Below are 18,912 nucleotides of genomic sequence, written 5' to 3' on the forward strand. Positions count from 1 at the left end.
CAGTCTTGCGGGGCACCGAAGTTCACTGCAACCGTCTCGTCGCTCATTCCTCGCCAAAACGTCCGCGGTCAGCTGGCTTGCAGGGCACGGTCAAGAAGCGGACGTAGGCAAGACCTACCTCAGCGTTCCTGCAGCCTGCTGCGAGGTACGCCCATCCGATCGGCGATGTCCACCGCTCGCCAACGTCGAACACACGGCTGATCACTGAACTGCTCAGGCTGGCTCTTTCCGCAGGATCTGGTGCCGTCGTGACGGCCTACGAGACGCGTCGCCTGGGTGACAGCGTCGCCGTAGCCGACGCCACATTGACGTGTCGATAGTTGTCGCGCCTGGAACCGAGAGCGCGCGCCTCGCGCGTTTCGAAAAAGCAACGACAAGTGCCGCGCATCCCAGCACGAGCCCGACTACAACAAAGAAGCTCACCTAGATTCTCGGTGGGCTTCTTTGTTATGAACAGTTCATAAGACGATTACTAACTCGCCCTCTTGGTCGGGCTGACAGGATTTGAACCTGCGACCCCTTGACCCCCAGTCAAGTGCGCTACCAAGCTGCGCCACAGCCCGAGATCTGGGTTCGAATTGCAACCCAGGTCTTGGTGTTGCCCCGACCGAGGCAACCCCACAACTATAGCCGATGAATCGGTGTGCCTGAGACCGAGCCGGGGGTACGGCGGACCGAACGGAGTGTTTCGCCCCGTTACAGCGCACGGGACGGCAGGCACCCCGCCCACCTACCGTCGTGACATGCCCACCTCGACGACCCGCGCCTCCTCGGCCCTGCCGATCCGTCTGCGCGGCGTCGGGAGGCGCTTCGGCGAGCGCCCCGTGCTCAACGCCCTCGACCTGGACGTGACGGCCGGCGAGATCATCGCCATCGTCGGCCCGTCCGGCTGCGGCAAGTCGACCCTGCTGCGCCAGGTGGGCGGCCTCGACCAGCCCGACACCGGCACCGTCGACATCGACGACTCCCCCACCCGGCCCACCGACCAACGCTGCGCCATCGCGTTCCAGGAGCCGCGCCTCCTGCCCTGGCGCACCCTCCGCCAGAACGTCGAACTCGGCCTGCCGAAGGCCCGCAAGGGCGAGCGAGGCGGCAAACCGGACAAGGCCGCCGGCCAGGCCCGCATCACCGAACTGCTCGACCTCGTCGGGCTCGGCAGCTCGGCCGACCTCCGCCCCCGCCAGGTGTCCGGAGGCATGGCCCAACGCACCTCCCTCGCCCGCGCCCTCGCCCGGGCCCCCAAGGTGCTGCTGCTCGACGAACCGTTCGGAGCCCTCGACGCCCTCACCCGCCTCCGCATGCACGACCTGCTGCTCGACATCCACCGGGCCGAACCCACCACCGTCCTGCTCGTCACCCACGACGTCGACGAAGCGCTCTACCTCGCCGACCGCATCGTCGTCCTCGCCGACCTCTCGCACCAGCCGCAGCCCGCCGGTGCCACGGGCGCAGCCGCCCCTACTGCAGGAGGCGCGGCGCACGCCGACACCGCAGGAGTCGCCCCCAGCATCCAGCGCATCGTCACCGTGCCCGGCGACCGCCCCCGCGACCGCGACGACCCCGCCCTGGCCGAACTGCGCCTCCAGCTGCTCGCCGACCTCGGCGTCCACCGCGTCCACGCCGGCCACTCGACCGCCAGCACGCTGAGCGCGACGGCCACCGCCGGACGCCCCCGGACCGAGACCGCACCCGCACCGACCCCCGCAGACCACCGCACCGCCCCCGACAGCACGGAGACGAACCGATGACCTTCCGCACCTCCCCCACCACCCGCACCCGCGCCTCCTGGGCCGGCGGTCTCGCCCTCGCCGCGGCGAGCGCCCTCCTCCTCACCGGCTGCGTCGCGGGTGAGGACGCCGGCACCGGCTCGGCCGACGCCGCAGGCACCGGCGCGAGCGACGGCGAGTGGTCGACCGACACCCTCGACATCGACTTCGCGACCTACAACCCGCTCAGCCTCGTCGTGAAGGACCAGGGCTACCTCGAGGACGCCCTCGGCGACGACGTCACCGTCAACTGGACCCAGTCGGCCGGCTCGAACAAGGCCAACGAACTGCTGCGCGCCGGAGCGGTCGACGTCGGCTCGACCGCCGGCTCGGCCGCGCTGCTCGCCCGCTCGAACGGCTCCCCCATCAAGACCATCGACGTGTACTCGCAGCCCGAGTGGTCCGCGCTTGTCGTCCCCGGCGACTCGACCATCACCGACGTCGAGGGCCTCCGCGGCAAGACGATCGCCGCCACCAGCGGCACCGACCCGTACTTCTTCCTTCTGCAGGCGCTCGACCAGGCCGGCCTCAGCGCCTCCGACGTGACGATCCAGAACCTGCAGCACGCCGACGGACGCGCCGCCCTCGAGAACGGCAGCGTCGACGCCTGGTCCGGGCTCGACCCGATCATGGCCGCGAGCGAGGCCGAGTCGGGCACGAAGCTGCTCTACCGCAACGTGGACTTCCTCAGCTACGGGTTCCTCAACGCCACCGAGTCGTTCCTCGAGGCGTCGCCCGACGTCGCGCAGGTCGTCGTCGACTCGTACGAGAAGGCCCGCGCCTGGGCACTCGACAACCCGGACGAGACCGCCGCGATCCTCGCGAAGGCCGCAGCGATCGACCCCGCCGTCGCCACCACGGTGATCGACCGCACCCACCTCGACATCGACCCCGCCCCCGGAGCCGACCAGCGCGCCGTCCTCGAGACCGTCGGCCCGATCCTGGTCGAGTCGGGCGACGTCCCCTCGCAGGACGACGTCGACGCCGCCCTCGACTCGCTCTTCGACGACTCGTACGCGACGGCCGCGTCCACCTCGTGAGCAGCACCCTGACCGCCACCCCCCGAGCCGAGGAGGCGCGGGTCGTCGAGGACGGACGCCGCGCCTCCTCGTCCGGGTCGCCCGCCCCGCGACGCCCGGGCACCCCGGGCGCGCCTGCTCCCCGCCGCCTGGCACTGCTCGGGGTGCTCGTGCCGGCCGCCGTGCTCGCCGCCTGGGTGCTCGCCACCACCGTCGGCGGAGTGCCCTCGTACCGCCTGCCGTCCCCCGCGGACGTGGCGCGGGCAGGAGTCGACCTCGCCGCCACGGGTCAGCTCGGCCTCTACGTCGCCATCTCGGTGCAGCGGGTGCTGATCGGGTTCGTGGTCGGGTCCGTGATCGGGCTGGTCGTCGGCGCCGTCGTCGGGTTGTCGCGGGTGGGCGAGGCGTTGCTCGCGCCGTCGATCGCGGCCGTGCGCGCGGTGCCGTCGCTGGCCTGGGTGCCGTTGCTGATCCTGTACCTCGGCATCGGCGAGGACTCCAAGGTGACGTTGATCGCGATCGGTGCGGCGTTCCCCGTCTTCACCACGGTCGCGGGGTCGCTGCGGCACGTCGACCCGCAGCTCGTCGAGGCGGGACGCGCCTACGGCCTGCGGCGGGTGTCGCTCTTCACCCGGGTGCAGCTGCCGGCCGTGCTGCCGTCGCTCGTGTCGGGGCTGCGGCTGGCGCTGGCGCAGGCGTGGCTCTTCTTGGTCGCGGCCGAGCTGATCGCATCGTCGATGGGCCTCGGCTTCCTGCTGACCGAGTCGCAGTCGAACGGACGCGTCGACCGGATCTTCCTCGCCATCGTGCTGCTGGCGCTGCTCGGGACGCTGAGCGACACCGTGCTGAACGTCGTGCAGCGCGTGGCGCTGCGGCGCTGGCGGTAGGCCGCGGCGGCCGGCGGCCGGCGGCCGGCGGCCGGCGGGCGGCGGGCGGTAGGCGGTAGGCGACGGGCGGCGGGCGGTCTGCCGTGCTGCCCGGGCATGACGCCAAGCGGTGGTCACTGCGCCAGGACTAAGCCTGGCGCGGTGACCACTTCCTGGCGCCGTGGCCCGCCCCGCCACGAAGTACACACGCCGCCACGACATCGCGTGGCGGCGTATTTACCTCGTGGCGGGATGCAAGCCGAGCACCTGCCGTCGGCACGCCGCGCACCCCGCCCGGCCCGGTCCTCCTGCGTTCGCCCTGTCCGCACGCCGCGTACCCTGCCCGGCACGCGCCTATTGCACTCGCACCGTCCGCACGCCGCGCACTCTGCCCGGCCCGCGCCTCCTACCTTCGCCCCGTCCGGACGCCGCGCACCCTGCCCGGCCCGCGCCTCCTGCGCTCCGCTCCCTGCCGCCCGCTAGCGGGACCTACCCGGGGAGGCTGTGCCGACCGCCGCAAGCTGTGCTGAATGCCGCCCGCGGGTCGCGGCCCGCGGTCTGTGCTGCCGCCCGCCGCCTGCCGCCCGCCGCTGGCCGCCGCCCGCCGCACGTTGCCCCTACGCCGCGACCCGCCGCCGCCGCTCCCGCCCGCGCCGCTCCCGCCCGCGCATCACCACGACGACCGCCACCATCGCCGCGAGCGCCAGCCCCACGATCACCGGGGCTCCGACGTCGACGGCGCTCTCGAGCCCTCCGCGGGTCGCCTGCGCCCCGAGCCACAGAGCAGCCGCCCCCTGTACCAGGTAGGCGACGAGGTACACGGCCGACAGCGTCCCCGCCCGGTGGCGCTCCGGAGCGAACCGCGACACGATCCCCAGCCCCGACGCGAAGAAGAGGCTGTAGCCGACGCCCGACAGCACGCAGAACGCCAAGAACAGGCCCAACGACTGCTGTGCAGCGGCCAGCACCAGTGCCGTGAAGCTGAGCGCCGTCGCCCCCGCCGCCACGACGACGGCGACGACCACCGGGACGCGTCGTGACGCCAGCGCCACGACCGCGATGACCACCATCGACAGGGCGATCACCGCGCCGGTCACGAACGCGTTGTCGCTGCCGATCAGTGTCACGCCGATCTCGGCACCGAGCGAGAGGACCACGGCCCCGAGAGCGTAGGAGGCGCTGACACAGACGGCCGCGGCGCCCACCGCCCCGAGGAGCGCGCGCGGCACGCTCGGCCACCGTGGCCTCCAGCGCCCGGCCAGCGCGTCCCGGTCCCGCGGCAGCCGCCAGACGAGGACGAGCACGCCCACCTCGACGATGAGCAGAACCCAGTACGTGAGGTGCAGCGGTTCGGGCGCGTACTGGACGAGCGCTCCGCCGAGCAGCGTCGCGAAGACGAGGCCGACGGCGGTGGAGGCGGTGCTGATGGCTCCGGTGCGCGCCGAGTTGACGGGACCGGCGATGTCGATCATCGCGGCGGTGGCGGGGCTGAGCGACAGGCCGACGCCGAGGCCCATGAACGCGCGGCCGACCAGCACCCAGCCGACGTCCGGAGCCAGCGCGAACAGCAGCACACCGACGATGGACGCGCTCACGCCGAGCAGGATGCTCGCCCGCCGACCGATCGTGTCGCTGAGGCTGCCGAAGACGAGGAGCACGACGACGAGGACGAGCGGGTAGACGGCGAAGATCGCGGTCGTGACGAACGGCGTCAGCTGCCAGTCGGTCGCATAGAGCGGGTAGACCGGCGTCGCGGCGCCGCTCGTCCACAAGGCGAGGGCGAGGACGGAGGCGCAGGTCCAGAACGCGAGCCGGTCCGGCCCGTCGGGACGGACGGAGGCAGCGAGGTCACGGGGCATGACGGCGACGCTAGCACCCTGGATACGAAAAGCCTATCGAGGTAGGCTGTCGGCATGGCTTCTCGTGGACCCCTGGACCCGCGCTGCGGCATCGCGCGCAGCCTCGACCTGCTCGGCGAGCGCTGGGCCCTGCTCGTGGTGCGGGAGGCGCTGCTCGGGCACACCCGGTTCTCGCAGTTCCGGGCGCGGCTCGGCCTGTCGCCCGACGTGCTGACGGCCCGGCTCGAGTCGCTCGTGGCCGCCGGCGTGCTCGAGCGCTCGACCTACCGGGAAGACGGGGCCCGTGAGCGCGTCGAGTACCTGCTGACCGACGCCGGCCGCGACCTCTCCCCCGTGCTGGCCGCCCTCGCCGTCTGGGGCGACGAGCACGATCCGCACCCCGACGGCGCCGCACGCCGGTTCAGCGTCGCCGGCTCGGGCGAGCCCGTGCGGGTCGCGTTCGTCACGGGCGACGGCCGCGAGGTCGAACCCGCCGACGTCGAGATGGTTCCGCGCGCGGGCGACTGACCCGCGCCTCCTCGGGCCTGCGGCCGTTGCCGCCGGCCCACCTGTCTGCCTTCGCCCGGCTGTCGGCCCACCCGCCAACCACGCAGCCCCGCCTGCGAGCCCGCCAGCCCGCCAGCCCGCCACGAAATAAACACCCCGCCACGGAATCGGATGGCGGTTTGTTTACCTCGTGGCTTGGTGAGAGCCGTCCGGACTCTCAGCTCGCGCTGTCGACCACGTCGGGCTTCGCCGGTCGCGGGAAGGCCGCGCGCATGTGGTCGCTCGTGAGGAGGTCACCGATGCCGATCATCAGCAGCGAGAAGACGATCTGTTCGACGACCATCCACCCGGGGTAGAGCCCGGGGATGGTCGCGATGATCAGCGTCACGATCGGGAAGATGCGGCTGAACAGGCGGAGGCGCGAGTAGGCCCAGTAGTAGCCGAGCTGGGCGCGCCACGCGAAGACGTACAGCGAGGCGGTGATGAAGAGGACGACCGTGGAGCGGAACCACACGGCCCACGGGACGTGTTCGCCACGACTCGTGAGGACGGCGGCGATGAAGATGGCGGTGAGCCCGACGACGGTCTCGCCGAACAGGAGCCACCGGATGCCGACGAAGCTACGGACCGTGCGCGGGTGCCGCTGCATGTCCTCATGGATGACGTAGCCCGAGTGACGCCCCCCGGCCAGCCGGTCGAGCTGCAGCCGCTGCCACACCCGGTCGGCCGCGGCCGACAACCCCGCCCCCGAGGAGGCGCGGTGCCACAGCCCAGCGCCCGTCACCCTCGCACCCCGTCCGCTCGTCTCACGAACACCAATGGTGCCCTACTCCGCCCTCAGAACTGACCATCCTCTGCCTGCCCGGGCTGCAGCATGAAGCACCACGAACTCGACGACACCTGGACCTTCGAGCGGCCCGTCCATACCCTGACCGAGTAACGAGTGCCGTCCTCGCTCATGACAATGAGGCGCTCGCTCTCGCCATCGGGGGAAGATTGGCGATTGGTACTAAACGCCTCGTCGTCAGCAAGCTCCGCCTCCAGTCCCTCGAAGTAGCCCTGTTCCTCCGGAACGGTCGAGTACTCGACAGTGGTCGAGCCCGTCCACTGGAATCGACCGTCCGAACACGACATCAGGACGCCGTCCGGCGGTTCGAGGATTCCGACTATCTGATCCTCAGGACCCATCGACGCGAAACGTCGCTGGACATCCATGATGTCCCGTCTCAGGGCCGGCAGGTCTACTCGATCGGTCTCTTCGTCCATGTAGAGCGTCCTTTTCGCGTTGTCATGCATTTCGGTGTTGCAGCCCGATAGGCCGATCATTCCAAAGACGAGGGCAGCTGCCACACACACTCCGCGTCGCCTAGTCATGCTGTTCCTCATAGATCTCGTCCGTGAGCGCATCGCGCACCGGTGCATTGTCGTCACTCGATCGAGCGACGAGCGCATGGTTGTCGTCCAGCTTCCAGACCGGGGTGTAGCTTGCCCCGGTCTGCTCGAGTTCCACGTCATGCGGACTCTGGTAGTACCCACGCGAGTCGAAGTCGTCAGACCGGTTCGGGTTCCGCCCGCCCCAGACACCACCGGTTGACTGAGCCTCCATCAGGAAGTCCCAGTAGCTGTAGTCGGTGTAGGTCGTGCCCGCTCGCGGCTCCCACTCCGGCGGCATCCCGGCACCCGCGAGGGAGATCACCTTGTTGTACGTGACCCCGTGGACCTCGGCGGACGTGATGTTCGCCAACCCCCAACTGTGCCCGATGGCCACGTCGCGGTATCCGGGTTCCGTTCTGATCGGATCCACTGCCAGCCCCCGCTGGAAGTCGTACAGCGCCTTGCTCGTCTCGCGCGCGAATTCGGGGTCGTTGGCTTGCGCGAAAGCCCCGACGAATTCGGCCGGGTTCTTGCTGCCTTCGGCGCCACCCGGGAAGACCCCGTCCTTGAAGACGAACGCCACGGACGTTCCATCCGGATCGTTCGCCTCCAGCCACTTCGCCATCTGCTGCAGACTTCCGTTCTTCCCGTAGAACGAGTCCATGTTCGTCAGCGTCCCCGGCACGTAGGTCAGCACCGTCCTGGTCGATTCGTTCCAGTCCCCGATCATCTCGATGATGCGACTCTTCGACGGATCGAAGAGGTACAGCTGAACCGTCGGCGGCTCCGCCACAGCTCGCCCGAGGTACGCGCGCTCGCGCGCCAGTGCGGCGAGCAGCTCATTGTCGCCTTGCAGCCCCCGCCGCCCGATCGGCCCCACCATCTCGTCGATCTCGGCCATCCGCCGCTTCGCGTTGAACACGTTCGCCGCCACCCGTACCGACGGCGGCAGACCGTCGAGGGCCCCGATGATCGCCGGAGCCCCTCGCACCAGTGCCACCTGCACCGCGGTCAGCCCATCAGCGTTCCGCGCACCCTGCTGGCCGAGCTCGTCCCACCAGGCCCGCACCCGCTCGGGATCGGCCAGGAACGCCTCGTCGACCAGTTCGGGGTGCTGCTCGAGCAACATCGTCAGCTCGGTGGCCGAGAGCCCTGCCAGCAGCGCCAACAATTCTTCGGACGACCCCGCGGCCAGGGCCTCCCCGGTGACCTGCGGCAGGGACCCCATCGCCTCGGGGCTCTGCAGCGCGGCGATGCACCGGCGATCGGCCGCAGCCCGCTCTTCGACCAGGTCGGCCCACAAGCCCGCGACGACCTCGAGCTCGCGTTGCTCGTCGTCGATGCGACGCTGCAAGGTCGACCGTTCACCCGAGCGGTACTCGGACTCCACGACGAGGCCGATCAGGTCGTCCCGCGCCGCGTCCTGCGCCTCACGCATGATCGTCTTCAAGGCGACCCCCGTCGAGAGGATGTTCTGCTCGGCCATCGCGCGCCGCGCCTCCAGGGTCTGCTGAGACCCCTGGATCAACGACACGTCGACCGCGTACGCCTCGAGCGCCGCCGCGTGGTGCTCGAGGCCCCGAGCCACAGCAGTCACCTCGGCGGACACGTCCGTCATGGACGCGACGAACTGCTCGCCCGAGCGTCCCCGCCAGCACTCGGCACCCCAGCTCGCCGCCTCGGCCAACCGGTAGGCCGCCACCTCGAGATCGTCGACCTCGGTCCGCCTCGTCGTCGCGAGCTGCCGGATGCCCTCGACCGACCCGACCCCCGGGCCGGCGTCGGCACTCATTTGGACCCCACCCCGGCCAGGTCGCCCACCGGCAAGCCAGCGGCCAGGTCGTCCACCGGCAAGCCGGCGGCGAGCCGCGACTCCACCTGCTCGAACTCGCGCACGAACGTCGTCGTGAAGTCGCCCACCGCCTGGATCGCCTCGACGGCCAACCCCGCCCGTCTCACCAGCTGCCCCGTCGCCTCGTCGAGGACCCCCGCCACGCTCGGTGAGCCGACGTCGGCCACCGACCCGAGCGTCAGCGTCGCCGACACCTCGGCGTCGACGGCCGCCGTCGACACCCGCCACGCAACCGACGTCAGCGTCTTCTCGTCCACCACCAGGTCTGCCATGCACCCTCGCCCTTCATCATGCGACATTCACATATCGCTGCCGATGGGAGCCACCCTAGCAATGCAGAACGCCCGGTGTGGAAACGATCCACAACCGGGCGTTCAGTCCACAGGCGGGCCTGAGGGCGGTACCGATCCGTCGACGGGACGGGCACGGGAGAAGGACTACGGGCGCTTGCGCTTCTCGCGGACGCGCATGTTGACCGTGATGGGCGTCCCCTCGAAGCCGAAGATCTCGCGCAGGCGTCGCGTGATGAAGCGACGGTACTGCGGGTCGAGGAACCCGGTCGTGAAGAGCACGAAGGTCGGCGGGCGGTTCGCGGCCTGGGTCCCGAACAGGATGCGCGGCTGCTTGCCGGACCGCAGCGGGTGCGGGTGCTCGGCGACGAGCTCGGCGAGCAGGGCGTTGAACTTGCCGGTCGGGATGCGGGTGTCCCACGACTCGAGCGCGAGCTCGAGGGCGGGCACGAGCTTCTCGAGGTGACGCCCCGTGCGGGCCGAGATGTTCACGCGCGGGGCCCACGACACGTGGTCGAGGTCCTGCTCGATCTCGCGCTCGAGGTAGCGGCGACGGTCGTCGTCCAGCAGGTCCCACTTGTTGAAGGCGAGCACGAGCGCGCGACCCGACTCGAGCACGAGGTCGATGATGCGCAGGTCCTGCGTCGAGATCTGCTCCGTGACGTCGATCACGACGACCGCGACCTCGGCCTTCTCGAGCGCGGCCGAGGTGCGCAGCGACGCGTAGAAGTCGGCGCCCTGCTGCAGGTGGACGCGCTTGCGGATGCCGGCGGTGTCGACGAAGGTCCAAACGCGACCGGCGATCTCGACCTGCTCGTCGACGGGGTCACGGGTCGTGCCGGCGAGCTCGTTGACGACGACGCGCTCTTCGCCCGCGGCCTTGTTCAGCAGCGAGCTCTTGCCGACGTTCGGTCGACCGAGGATCGCGACGCGACGAGGGCCACCGATCTCTTGCTTCGCCACGGTCGACACCGCGGGCAGCTTGGTCATGCACAGGTCGAGCAGGTCGGCGACGTTGCGACCGTGCAGCGCCGACGCGGGGAAGGGCTCGCCCAGCCCCAGCGACCACAGTGACGCGGCTTCGAGGTCTTTCCGGGCATCGTCGCTCTTGTTGGCGACGAGGATGACCGGCTTGTGCGAGGCACGGAGCATGCGCACGACGGCCTCGTCGGTGGCGGTCGCCCCGACATTGACGTCGACGACGAACAGCACGGCGTCGGCCAGGTCGACCGCGATCTCGGCCTGCATCGCGACCGAGCGGTCGATGCCGATCGCGTCGGGCTCCCATCCGCCGGTGTCGACGAGCGTGAAGCGGCGTCCGCCCCATTCGGCCTTGTACGAGACGCGGTCGCGCGTGACGCCGGGCTTGTCCTCGACGACGGCCTCGCGCCTCCCGAGGATGCGGTTGACCATGGCGCTCTTGCCGACGTTCGGTCGGCCGACGATCGCGAGCACCGGCAGGGCCGGGGCGTAGGTGAGTGCGTCGGGGTCCCAGTCGGCTCCCTCGAGGACGTCGATGTCGCCCTCGTCGAGGTCGTAGTCGGTCAGGCCGGCGCGGAGGGCTCGGGCGCGCTGGTCGGCGTCCTCGTCGGGCATCGTCTGGATGCGGTCGACCATCTGCTCGTCGAGCTCGGGGTACTTGTCGTCGTCTGCCATGGGGACTTCCTTAAGAAATGGGGGTGCTCGCTCGCACGAGCTCGACCACGGCCTGCACGGTCTGGTCGAAGTCGAGTTGGGTGGAGTCGACGGTGGAGACGCCGGGTGCGGCGGTCATGAAGTCGACGACCTTGCTGTCGAGCCGGTCGCGGGTCGAGAGCTGCCGAGCTGTCTCTTCGGCACTCTGCCCGGTCACCTCGGCCGAACGCCTGGCCATTCTAGCGGCTTCGCTCGCGGTCAACAGGATTCTGACCTGGGCATCCGGTGCGACGACGGTCGTGATGTCGCGCCCCTCCGTGACGATGCCCGGCTTGTCCGTCGACGCGATGATGCGGCGGAACAGGTCGACCATGAACCGGCGGACCTCGGGCAGCTTGGCCACGTGGCTGACGGCGGTCGTCACGCGTGGCGTGCGGATCTCGTCGGTGACGTCGCGACCACCGATCGTCACCGAGGAGGCGCGGGCCGGGTCGATCCCGATCGCGTAGCGGAACGTCGGCAGCGTCGCGATGACGGCCTCGGCGTCGTCGAGGTCGACGCCGCTGTCGAGCGCGTGCAGGGCGAAGGCCCGGTAGGCCGCCCCGGTGTCTTGGTAATCGAAGCCGAGGGAAGCTGCGGAGGCGCGGCTGACGCTCGACTTGCCGCTCCCGGCCGGTCCGTCGACGGCCACGACGACGTGGCGGTGCACGGCCTCGGCGGTCTCGGCCCGCAACTCTTCGACGTGGGCCTCGCCGGCGGGACCTCCGACGCCGTGCTCACCCGGCGAGCGCTCGGGGTCGACGTCCGACGAGCCGACGGGGCTCGTGCCGCCCAGGTCGCCGCTCACGCGAACGCCCCCACGACGGTCCAACCCCGGGTCTCGAGTTCGGTGACGAGTCGGTCTTCTTGTTCGGGCACGATCGATACCTCCGCGAGTCCTACCTGCGCACCCGGCGAGTGCTCGAGCCGCAGATCTTCCAGGTTGACGCCGATCTCACCGATCTCGGTGAGCAGGCGGGCCAGTTGCCCGGGAGTGTCGTCGACCATGACGATCACCGAGCTGAACTGGGTCTGTTGCCCGTGCTTGCCGGGCAGACGGGCGACGCCGACGTTGCCGGCGCCGATGCTCTCGGCGACGGCGCGGCGACTGCCCGGCGCGTCGGGTGCCTCGAGGGCCTCGACGACGCGGTCGAGGTCGGCGCGCAGGTCGCGCAACACGACGGCCACGCGGGAGGCGTTCGCCCCCAGGATCTGCGTCCAGAGCGCCGGGTCGCTGCTCGCGACCCGCGTGACGTCCCGGACGCCCTGACCGGCGAGGCCGAGCGAGGCGTCCGGAGCGTCGCGCAGACGCGTCGCCATGAGGGAGGCGACGACCTGCGGCGCGTGGCTGACGAGGGCGACGCCGGCGTCGTGTTCCTCCGGCGTCATCTCGATCGGGGTCGCTCCGAGGTCGAGCGCCAGGTCTTCGACGGCGGCCGCCCGACGGTACGTGATGTCGTCGTGCCCCGCGATGACCCACGGGCGGCCGACGAAGAGGTCGGCGCGAGCCGAGACGGCTCCCCCGCGTTCGCGGCCGGCCATGGGATGCGAACCGATGTACCGCGACACGTCGGCGCCGCGCGCACGCAACTCGGCGAGCGGGGCGACCTTGACCGATGCGACGTCGGTCACGAGTGCCTCGGGCCAGGCATCGAGTTCGCGCGCGACGATGTCGCTGGTGACGTCGGGCGGCACGGCGACGACGACGAGCCCGGGGGCGTCGCCGTCGGCCGGGAGCCGCCCGGCGCCGTAGTCGACGGCGAGGTTGCGCGCCGCCGGTGACACGTCGTCGAGGATCACGTCGACGCCGTGCTGACGCAGACGCAGACCGATGCTGGCACCGAGCAGACCCGAACCGACGATGCGCACCTGGCCTGCCAGCCGACGGCTGCCCGCCGTCAGCACGCCGACCGTCGAAGGGTCGGCCGACGGCGCGTCCACGAGCGGCGCGTCAGACCCGAAGGCGTCGTCGGACGAGGAGGCGCGGTGCGCGTCGGTCACGACCGTCCGCCCCCTCGGGGACCACGTCCCCCGGCGTCGGGTCGGCCACGGTACGGACGGTCGCCGCCACGGTCGTCGCGGCCGCCACGGTCGTCGCGGCCTCCGCGGTCGTCGCGGCTTCCGCGGTCGTCGCGCGGGCCACGGGCGGGTCCGCCGCGCGAACCCCCGCGGTCGTCGCGTTGCTCACGGCCCTGGTAGCCGCCGCTGCGCGCCCCGTCGCGGCCTCCACGGTCGTCGCGACCCTGGTAGCCACCGCGCGAGTCTCCGCGGTCGTCACGACCTTGGTAGCCGGCACCGCGCGAGCCACCGCGGTCGTCACGACCCTGGTAGCCACCGCGGTCGTCACGCTGTTCTCGTCCCTGGTAGCCGCCACGCGACGCACCACGGTCGTCGCGACCCTGGTACCCACCGCGCGAACCACCACGGTCGTCACGACCGGCACGATCGTCACGTCCACTCCGGTCGTCGCGGCCCTGGTACCCGCCACGCGAGCCCCCACGGTCGTCGCGCGAATCGCGCCCACCCGTGTAGCCACCGGCACCGCCACCGGCACCGGCACGACGGTCGTCACGCGCGCCACGGTCGTCTTCGCCCCGCTCCGCTGCGCCGCGGTCGACCCATCCGCGATTGGTCGCCTTGCCGCCGGCACGGATGCCCGAGGGGCGTCCGGTGCGCGGGTCGCGGTTGGCGTCGCGGTTCGGGTACCCCGCCGCGCGCTCTTCACCAGGGCTCAGCGGACGGTCTCCGCCACCTCGAGGCGCACGGTCGTCGCGCGAGACGAACCCGCCTCGCGAGCCGCGATCGTCGCGTGACACGAACCCCCCGCGATCGTCACGACCGCGGCCGTCGTCGTTGCGGCCCTGGTACCCCGGTCGTGCTCCACCGCGGTCGTCACGTCCCTGGTACCCGCCACGGGCCGGACGCTCGTCGCGCCCGCGGCCGTCGTCGTTCCGCCCCTGGTAGCCACCACGAGACTCGCCGCGACCGTCGTCGTTGCGGCCCTGGTAGCCACCACGAGATCCAGCGCGGTCGTCGCGTCCCTGGTACCCGCCGCGAGCGGGACGCTCGTCACTGCCGTGGTAACCGGTGCGAGCCGGTCGTCCCTCGCGTCCGCGACCGTCGTCGTTGTTGCCCTGGTAGCCGCGCACGGGACGCTCGTCGCCCGAGCGTCCGTCGTGCCGGTTGCCCTGGTACCCACCTCGGGTCGGGCTCTCGTCGCGTTGACCGCGGCGCGCCTCCTGCTCTCGCCGGACCTGCGCCCGGCGCGAGGTCGACTCGGCCTGGTCGCGGGCCGCGGCACGGCGACGCTCGGCACGGGCATCGGTCGCGGGGTCGTACTCTTCGTCGTCCTCGTCGTAGTAGTCCTTCTCGACCTCGTCCTCGGCGAGGGCCAGCTCGACGACGTCGGCCTCGTCGACGGGGGCGTCGGGGCTCTCGGTGATCGGGGCGGCGTCGACCGTGGAGTCGGCCGTGGCGTCGCGCGAGATGGTGAGGATGGCCCCGAGCTCGACCTTGGTCAGCGAGCGCATGTGGCCGACCTTGAGCGTGCCGAGGTGCAGCGGACCGAACGACCGGCGCACGAGGTCGATGACCGGGTGGCCGACGGCCTCGAGCATGCGACGGACGATGCGGTTGCGCCCGGAGTGCAGGGTGACCTCGATCAGCGACGAGTCGGACGAACGCGAGAGACCCGCGCCACCGGCGACGAGCGTCGCCTTGTCCGCCGCGATCGGGCCGTCGTCGAGTTCGACGCCGGTCATGAGCTCGTTGAGCACGGCGGGCGTGACGACGCCCTTGACCTTCGCGATGTACGTCTTGGTGACGCCGAACGACGGGTGCGCGAGAACGTGCGCGAGCTCGCCGTCGTTGGTCAACACGAGGAGGCCGCTCGTCTCGACGTCGAGGCGGCCGACGTTGAAGAGGCGCTCTTCGTACTGCTCGGTGAACTGACGCAGGTCGGGCCGGCCGTTCTCGTCGCTCAGGGTGCTGACGATGCCGACCGGCTTGTTGAGCATGACGTAACGACGCGTGGCGTCGAGCTGCACGGCGCTGCCGTCGACGACGATCTTGTCTTTTGTCGGGTCGATGCGGCGGCCGGGTTCGGTGACGACCTTGCCGTTCACCGTCACCCGCCCGGCGGCGATCATGTCTTCGCTGACCCGGCGCGAGGCCACGCCCGCGGCCGCCATGACCTTCTGCAGGCGCTCGCCCGAGGCCAGCTCGGAGTCGTCGGAGGAGAACTGACTACGCGACATCGTCGAAACCCCCCTGGCCGTCCGAGAGCAGGGGCGAGATGAGCGGCAGCTCATCGAGCGAGTTGATGCCGAGATGGGTCAAGAGGAGGCCTGTCGTTTCGTAGTTGATGGCGCCTGTCTCGGGGTCGGTGGACGACTCCGTGATCAGACCGCGACCCAACAGCGTACGGACGACCGAGTCGACGTTGACCGCCCGGATCTGGGCGATGCTGCTGCGGGTGATGGGTTGCTTGTAGGCGATGACCGCCAGCGTCTCGAGAGCCGCCGAGGACAGTTTCGTCGGGTTCTGCGTCAGCACGAAATCGCGCACGACCGGATCGTGCTCGTCGCGGACGTAGAATCGCCAGCCGCCACCGACCTCACGCAGCTCGAAACCCCGTCGGACCGTGCCGTCGACACCGTCGAAATCGGCCACGAGCATCGTGATCGCCTGCCGCACCGCGGCCACGGGGGTGCCGACGGCGGTCGCCAGGTCGACGAGCGACTGCGGCTCGTCGGCGACCATCAACAACGCCTCGAGACGACGTGCGACGGCATCGGGTGACGACGGCGATTCGTCGACGGCCTGGACGACGTCGTGGTCGGCCGTGTCGACGGACGAGGAGGCGCGGGTCGCGTCAGCCCTCATAGTCGGCCCCCAGCGCCGCGAGGTTCTCTTCGGTCCAGGTCTCGGCCACCCAGCGCACGCTGAGTTCACCGAGCGGCTCGACCTGCTCGAACGAGATGGACGCGTGGCGGTACAACTCGAGCAGCGCGAGGAACCGGGCGACGACGACGCCCTTCTCGTCGATTCCCGAGACGAGCTCGCGGAAGGTGAGGACCGTCCCACGACGGAGCAGCGCCACGACGACGGCCGCCTGCTCGCGGATGCTGACCAGGGGGGCGTGGAGGTGTTCCAGGCCGACCGTGGGTGTCTCGCGCGGCGCCAGGGCGAGGGTGGCGAGCGCCGCGAAGTCGTCGGGCGAGAGCGTCCAGACGAGCTCGGGGGTCGTGACGCGGTACTTCTGTTCGAGCCGCACCGAGCGGGCGTGACGCGCCGCCTCGGCAGCGCCGTGCTGGGCGAACCACTCGGCGGCCTGCTTGAAGGCGCGGTACTGCAGCAGCCGGGCGAAGAGCAGGTCGCGCGCCTCGAGGAGGGCGACGTCCTCGGCGTCGACGAGCTCGCCCTGGGGCAGCAGCCCCGCCACCTTGAGGTCGAGAAGCGTCGCCGCGACGACGATGAACTCGCTGGCCTGGTCGAGGTTCTCGTCGGTGTCGATGCGACGGAGGAACGACAGGAACTCGTCGGTCACGGCGCTGAGGGCGACCTCGGTGATGTCCATCTCGCGCCTGCTGATCAGCGAGAGCAGCAGGTCGAACGGCCCGCTGAAGTTCTCGAGCCGCACCTCGAAGCCCGGCGAGACCTCCGGGCCCGCGAGGGCGGTCTCGTCGGCGCCGGCCTCGGCGGTCGCCGACTCAGGCCGCGGCACCACGCGCGATCAGCTCTCGGGCCAGCTGGCGGTAGGCCTGCGCCGCCGGGTGCTCGGGGGCGAACTTGGTGATCGGGGTGCCGGCGACCGAGGCGTCGGGGAACTTCACGGTGCGGCCGATGACGGTCTCGAGCACCTGGTCGTCGAACGCCTCGACGACGCGTTCGAGCACCTCGCGGCTGTGCAGCGTGCGCGAGTCGAACATGGTCGGCAGGATGCCGTCGAGGGTGATCGCGGGGTTGAGCCGGTCGCGCACCTTCTCGATGGTCTCGACGAGCAGGGCGACGCCGCGGAGGGCGAAGAACTCGCACTCGAGCGGGATGAGCACGCCGTGCGCCGCGGTGAGGGCGTTGACGGTCAGCAGGCCGAGCGAGGGCTGGCAGTCGATCAGGACGACGTCGTACTCGTCGCTGACCTGGCGCAGGATGCGCGCGAGGATCTGCTCGCGGGCGACCTCGTTGACGAGGTGCACCTCGGCGGCGGAGAGGTCGATGTTGGCCGGCATGACGTCGAGGTTGTCGACGCGGGTGGGCACGATGACGTCGTGCGCGTCCTTCACGGCACCGATCATCAGATCGTAGATCGTGGCCTGGTCGTGCGACTGCACGCCGAGGCCGGCCGTCAGCGCACCCTGCGGATCGAAGTCGATGGCCAACACGCGACGGCCGTACTCGGCGAACGCGGCACCGAGGTTGATCGTCGTGGTGGTCTTGCCGACGCCGCCCTTCTGGTTGCAGAGGGTGATGATGCGGGCCGGGCCGTGGCTCGACAGGGGCGCGGGAGTCGGGAACTCGGTGCGCGGGCGCCCGGTGGGGCCGTTCGCGGGGACGGTCGCCGGAGCGCTCTCGAAGAGGGCGGGGGTGCTCGAGGTCGGCTTGGTGCTCACGGGTACGAGAGTACCGGCGCCCCCCGACGCCGACGGGCTGCCGCGCCCGGCCCGTCACCAGGAAGCCTCATGCCTTGCTTGAGGGTTTTGCCTGGTCAGCGCCAGGTCGGGGCCGGGTCGGCCTCGGGTCCCCGCGTGGTGGGCGCCGGGTCGTCGTCGGGTCGTCGCCGGGTCGTCACGCGGGTGACGACGCCCACCGGGCACGCGGGTGCGCCGTCGAGTAGACGTCCCGCAACGCGTCCGCCGTCACCAGCGTGTAGATCTGCGTCGTCGCGACCGACGAGTGCCCGAGCAACTCCTGCACGACCCGGACGTCGGCCCCGCCCTCGAGCAGGTGCGTCGCGAACGAGTGCCGCAACGTGTGCGGCGACACCTCGATGCCGAGCTGCGCCCGGTCGGCCGCCGCCTGGATGATCAGCCACGCGTTCTGCCGGGACACCCGGGCCCCGCGCGTACCGAGGAACAGCGCGGGCGTCGGGTCTCCCCGCGGCGAGAACACCGGTCGGGCCCTCACCAGGTAGGCGTCGAGCGCCCGGCGCGCGTAGCTGCCGAGCGGGACGACGCGCTGCTTGTTCCCCTTGCCGAACAGGCGCACGACGTCGCCCTCGATCACGTCGTCGACGTTGAGCGACACGGCCTCGCTCACGCGTGCCCCCGTCGCGTAGAGCAGCTCGAGCAGGGCCTTGTCGCGCAGCCGGGTCGGTTCGTCACCGTCCGTCGCGGCGAGCAGCGCCTCGACCTGACCCACCGAGATCGCCTTGGGCAGGCGACTCGGCAGCTTGGGCGGCCGGGTGGTGGCTGCCACGTCCACCGCGACCAGCCCCTCCTCGAGCGCGAAGCGGTGGAAACCGCGCACCGACGACAACACCCGGGCCACCGAGGAGGCGCCGAGCGGCTTCTCGGCGCGGGTCGCCAGAGCCGCGGGGAACGTCGCGACGTCCGCGGCCTCGACCTCGTCCAGGGTGCGCCGTCCGGCCTCCGCCAGGTGCGCTCGCCAGAGGACGAGGTCGCGGCGGTACGCGGCGGTCGTGTTCGGGCTGAGACCGCGCTCGACCGAGACGTGTCTCAGGTACCTGTCCAGCGCCTCCTCGATCGTCACGAGGTCAGGCTACGGC

Annotated in this window: 16 protein-coding genes, 1 tRNA gene and 1 pseudogene; 4 read left to right on the forward strand and 14 right to left on the reverse strand. The window is 71.1% G+C overall.

Features of this window, described 5'->3' with window-relative positions:
• Positions 1-486: 486 nt before the first annotated feature.
• A tRNA-Pro gene (locus ACIOSR_RS14995) sits at positions 487-563 on the reverse strand.
• A 180-nt stretch (positions 564-743) separates the two neighbouring features.
• On the opposite strand from ACIOSR_RS14995, the gene ACIOSR_RS15000 reads away from it, so the two are divergent.
• The 3 genes from ACIOSR_RS15000 to ACIOSR_RS15010 are packed head-to-tail and all read left to right on the forward strand — an operon-like array spanning position 744 to position 3,672.
• Positions 744-1,748, forward strand: coding sequence for an ABC transporter ATP-binding protein (locus ACIOSR_RS15000; protein ID WP_402753053.1), 1,005 nt, complete (start codon positions 744-746; stop codon positions 1,746-1,748).
• Positions 1,745-2,806: an aliphatic sulfonate ABC transporter substrate-binding protein gene (locus ACIOSR_RS15005; protein WP_402753054.1), complete on the forward strand. Its 1,062-nt coding sequence runs from the start codon at positions 1,745-1,747 to the stop codon at positions 2,804-2,806. Before ACIOSR_RS15000 ends, ACIOSR_RS15005 begins: the two co-directional genes overlap by 4 nt.
• A complete protein-coding gene (locus tag ACIOSR_RS15010; protein WP_402753055.1) occupies positions 2,803-3,672 on the forward strand; it encodes an ABC transporter permease in 870 nt (289 codons plus the stop codon). Before ACIOSR_RS15005 ends, ACIOSR_RS15010 begins: the two co-directional genes overlap by 4 nt.
• 596 nt (positions 3,673-4,268) lie before the next feature.
• Here ACIOSR_RS15010 and ACIOSR_RS15015 read toward each other — a convergent pair.
• Entirely contained in the window at positions 4,269-5,510 is a 1,242-nt protein-coding gene (locus ACIOSR_RS15015; RefSeq protein ID WP_402753056.1) for an MFS transporter, read from the reverse strand.
• A gap of 54 nt (positions 5,511-5,564) precedes the next feature.
• Here ACIOSR_RS15015 and ACIOSR_RS15020 point away from each other — a divergent pair, with 54 nt between their 5' ends.
• Positions 5,565-6,017, forward strand: coding sequence for a winged helix-turn-helix transcriptional regulator (locus tag ACIOSR_RS15020; protein WP_402753057.1), 453 nt, complete (start codon positions 5,565-5,567; stop codon positions 6,015-6,017).
• A gap of 196 nt (positions 6,018-6,213) precedes the next feature.
• Here ACIOSR_RS15020 and ACIOSR_RS15025 read toward each other — a convergent pair whose 3' ends face one another.
• The 12 genes and pseudogenes from ACIOSR_RS15025 to xerD form a co-directional block, all read right to left on the reverse strand.
• Positions 6,214-6,780, reverse strand: coding sequence for a hypothetical protein (locus ACIOSR_RS15025; protein WP_402753058.1), 567 nt, complete (start codon positions 6,778-6,780; stop codon positions 6,214-6,216).
• Between the two features lie 53 nt (positions 6,781-6,833).
• Complete coding sequence (locus tag ACIOSR_RS15030) at positions 6,834-7,346, reverse strand: hypothetical protein (protein WP_402753059.1); 513 nt, start codon at positions 7,344-7,346, stop codon at positions 6,834-6,836.
• A gap of 16 nt (positions 7,347-7,362) precedes the next feature.
• A complete protein-coding gene (locus ACIOSR_RS15035; protein WP_402753060.1) occupies positions 7,363-9,162 on the reverse strand; it encodes a hypothetical protein in 1,800 nt (599 codons plus the stop codon).
• Positions 9,159-9,494, reverse strand: coding sequence for a hypothetical protein (locus ACIOSR_RS15040; protein WP_402753061.1), 336 nt, complete (start codon positions 9,492-9,494; stop codon positions 9,159-9,161). The genes ACIOSR_RS15035 and ACIOSR_RS15040 overlap by 4 nt, the downstream gene beginning before the upstream one ends.
• A 165-nt stretch (positions 9,495-9,659) precedes the next feature.
• Positions 9,660-11,108: a ribosome biogenesis GTPase Der gene (der, locus tag ACIOSR_RS15045; protein WP_369700705.1), complete on the reverse strand. Its 1,449-nt coding sequence runs from the start codon at positions 11,106-11,108 to the stop codon at positions 9,660-9,662.
• A 70-nt stretch (positions 11,109-11,178) separates the two neighbouring features.
• Positions 11,179-11,856 carry a (d)CMP kinase gene (gene cmk, locus ACIOSR_RS15050; protein WP_173152008.1) on the reverse strand — a complete coding sequence of 226 codons (678 nt, stop codon included), beginning with the start codon at positions 11,854-11,856 and terminating at the stop codon, positions 11,179-11,181.
• A gap of 134 nt (positions 11,857-11,990) precedes the next feature.
• Positions 11,991-13,088: a prephenate dehydrogenase gene (locus tag ACIOSR_RS15055; RefSeq protein ID WP_402753069.1), complete on the reverse strand. Its 1,098-nt coding sequence runs from the start codon at positions 13,086-13,088 to the stop codon at positions 11,991-11,993.
• A 1,559-nt stretch (positions 13,089-14,647) separates the two neighbouring features.
• Positions 14,648-15,442: pseudogene (locus ACIOSR_RS15060) on the reverse strand (pseudouridine synthase); the annotation flags it as partial.
• The gene (gene scpB / locus ACIOSR_RS15065; RefSeq protein ID WP_402753062.1) at positions 15,432-16,070 is read right to left on the reverse strand and encodes an SMC-Scp complex subunit ScpB; all 639 of its coding nucleotides are present in this window, start codon (positions 16,068-16,070) and stop codon (positions 15,432-15,434) included. The pseudogene ACIOSR_RS15060 and the gene scpB, both read right to left, overlap by 11 nt.
• The gene (locus ACIOSR_RS15070; RefSeq protein ID WP_402753063.1) at positions 16,060-16,914 is read right to left on the reverse strand and encodes a segregation and condensation protein A; all 855 of its coding nucleotides are present in this window, start codon (positions 16,912-16,914) and stop codon (positions 16,060-16,062) included. The genes scpB and ACIOSR_RS15070 overlap by 11 nt, the downstream gene beginning before the upstream one ends.
• On the reverse strand, positions 16,898-17,797 hold the full coding sequence (locus ACIOSR_RS15075) for a ParA family protein (protein ID WP_056044876.1): 900 nt from the start codon (positions 17,795-17,797) through the stop codon (positions 16,898-16,900). The genes ACIOSR_RS15070 and ACIOSR_RS15075 overlap by 17 nt, the downstream gene beginning before the upstream one ends.
• A 175-nt stretch (positions 17,798-17,972) precedes the next feature.
• A complete protein-coding gene (xerD, locus tag ACIOSR_RS15080; protein ID WP_402753064.1) occupies positions 17,973-18,896 on the reverse strand; it encodes a site-specific tyrosine recombinase XerD in 924 nt (307 codons plus the stop codon).
• Between the last annotated feature and the right edge of the window lie 16 nt (positions 18,897-18,912).

This window comes from Frigoribacterium sp. NPDC087798, from assembly GCF_044742985.1.
Classification (GTDB): domain Bacteria; phylum Actinomycetota; class Actinomycetes; order Actinomycetales; family Microbacteriaceae; genus Frigoribacterium.

Coding starts and splice junctions, on each gene's coding strand:
- ACIOSR_RS15035 (WP_402753060.1), bottom strand. CDS start 9,162: ATGAGTGCCGACGCCGGCCCGGGGGTCGGGTCGGTCGAGGGCATCCGG.
- ACIOSR_RS15000 (WP_402753053.1), top strand. CDS start 744: ATGCCCACCTCGACGACCCGCGCCTCCTCGGCCCTGCCGATCCGTCTG.
- ACIOSR_RS15020 (WP_402753057.1), top strand. CDS start 5,565: ATGGCTTCTCGTGGACCCCTGGACCCGCGCTGCGGCATCGCGCGCAGC.
- scpB (WP_402753062.1), bottom strand. CDS start 16,070: ATGAGGGCTGACGCGACCCGCGCCTCCTCGTCCGTCGACACGGCCGAC.
- ACIOSR_RS15015 (WP_402753056.1), bottom strand. CDS start 5,510: ATGCCCCGTGACCTCGCTGCCTCCGTCCGTCCCGACGGGCCGGACCGG.
- ACIOSR_RS15005 (WP_402753054.1), top strand. CDS start 1,745: ATGACCTTCCGCACCTCCCCCACCACCCGCACCCGCGCCTCCTGGGCC.
- der (WP_369700705.1), bottom strand. CDS start 11,108: ATGCCCGACGAGGACGCCGACCAGCGCGCCCGAGCCCTCCGCGCCGGC.
- ACIOSR_RS15040 (WP_402753061.1), bottom strand. CDS start 9,494: ATGGCAGACCTGGTGGTGGACGAGAAGACGCTGACGTCGGTTGCGTGG.